The 1,858-nt window shown below is 68.7% G+C and carries 1 protein-coding gene; it reads left to right on the top strand.

Annotation, left to right across the window (positions count from 1 at the left end; all coding sequences use genetic code 11):
- Positions 1-2 precede the first annotated feature (2 nt).
- Positions 3-1,307: an IS66 family transposase gene (locus tag AB0G14_RS35490; protein ID WP_357705160.1), complete on the top strand. Its 1,305-nt coding sequence runs from the start codon at positions 3-5 to the stop codon at positions 1,305-1,307.
- Positions 1,308-1,858: the final 551 nt, after the last annotated feature.

Raw genomic sequence — 1,858 nt, 5'->3', positions numbered from 1 at the left:
GGCTGGGGCAGGACTCGTCGAACTCGTCGCGGCCGCCGTCGTCGGATGGGCTGGCCAAGCCGGCGCCGAAGTCGTTGCGGGCGCGTTCGGGTCGGCGGCCGGGTGGGCAGCCTGGTCATGAGGGTCGCACGTTGCGGCAGGTGGCTGATCCGCACGAGCGGTTCGAGCATGAGCCGGCTGGGTGCGGCGGGTGCGGTGATGATCTGACCGGTGCCGCGGTGACCGGGGTGGCGGTGCGGCAGGTGTTCGACCTGCCGGACGTCGGCGTGCGGGTCAGTGAGCATCGGATCGTGTCGCGCCGGTGCTGGTGCGGGCACGTCACCGCCGGTCGGGCACCGGACGGGGTCGACGCCCCAGTCCAGTACGGGCCGAGAGTGAACGCGGCCGCGGTGTATCTGCAGCAGGCGCTGTTCGGGGCGCAGGCGCGGACCGCGCGGGCGATGACGGATCTGTTCGGGGTGGCGATGTCGGCCGGCGCGGTCGCTGCCGCGCACGCCCGTGCCGGTGACGCCCCGGCCGATTCGGAGTTCGTGGATCAGGTCCGTGACGTGTTGACCAGCGCGAGCGTGGTGCATGTCGACGAGTCCGGGCTGCGGGTCGCCGGCAGGCCGCACTGGGTGCATGTGGCCACCACCGGGAAGTACACCCTGGTCTGGGTGAACCCGAAACGCGGCCGGGCCGGGATCGACGCCGGGCAGGTGATGGGCTCGATGACCGGGATCGCCGTGCACGACGCGTGGGCGCCGTACGACACCTACACCCCGGCCGGGCACCAGTTGTGCTGCGCGCATCTGCTACGCGAGCTGACCGCCGCCGCCGAGCTGGCACCGCAGGCGGTATGGCCCGGTCAGGCGGCCGACGCGCTCCTGCGGCTCAAGACCGCCGCCGACACCGCCCGCACCGAGGGCCAGGCTGGGATCGACCCGGACCTGCTGACCGAGCAGACCGGCCTGTTCCGCCAGGCCGCCCTGGTCGCAGTCAAGGACCACCAGCACGAGAAGTCGAAGACCGGCCGGAAACTGACCGCGCTCGGCCGCCGGATGCGCGACCGCATCGACGACTACCTGCGCTTCGCGGTCGACCTGCGGTCCCCGTTCGACAACAACCGCGCCGAGCAACAGATCCGTATGGTCAAGATCCGACAGAAAGTATCCGGGGGCTTACGCACCCTCGACGGAGCCCAGCAATTCGCGCTGATCCGCTCCTACCTCGCCACCGCCACCGCCCACGGCCGCAACATCATGAACGCCCTCACCGAACTCGTCGCCGGCTGCCCCTGGCTACCCACCGGCGCAGCGACCACCTGACCAGTCACAACCGACGAAGACATACAACAGTGGGAAAACACCTATCGGCTCTACCCGACATACGCGATGGACCTCCCCGCCGGAGGACGTCTCAGCGTAATGAGCGCAGAAGGGGCCGCCAACGCGATCGCCTTCGCCAACACCGCCATCACTGACGACCCCATCGCACCTGAAACCGACCAGTCTAGAGTTAACGCCGTTTTCATGCAGTTCCGCATCCGAATAGCCGACAGACGCGGCAGAATACGCAGAGAAAACATCATGGCGCTGGTCGCCCTAGACAACGCATTCGACCCGCACACCAACCCCCACCGCATCATTCTCGCCGACTACGGCGACGCCTACGTCAAAAACCATCTCCAACCGCGCATAAAACAGGAACCCCAAAGCCCGTCCCCGTGGGACAGCCCGCCAGGCCCCAGCGAGACCGACCTTCCCGAGCCCGCCTACCCGCCGACACGATCATCCCAGCCACCGCCGACCAGACCACCCCGCCCTTCGCGTTATGGTAGGCGTCCGGGAACGCGCCGTTGCTGCCGGTGCCGGAGAAG

The sequence above is a fragment of the Micromonospora sp. NPDC023814 genome (genome assembly GCF_040639595.1).
Classification (GTDB): Bacteria; Actinomycetota; Actinomycetes; order Mycobacteriales; family Micromonosporaceae; genus Micromonospora.
The sequence above is the reverse complement of the archived record's forward strand: the minus strand, read 5'-3'. Positions and strand labels throughout refer to the sequence as shown.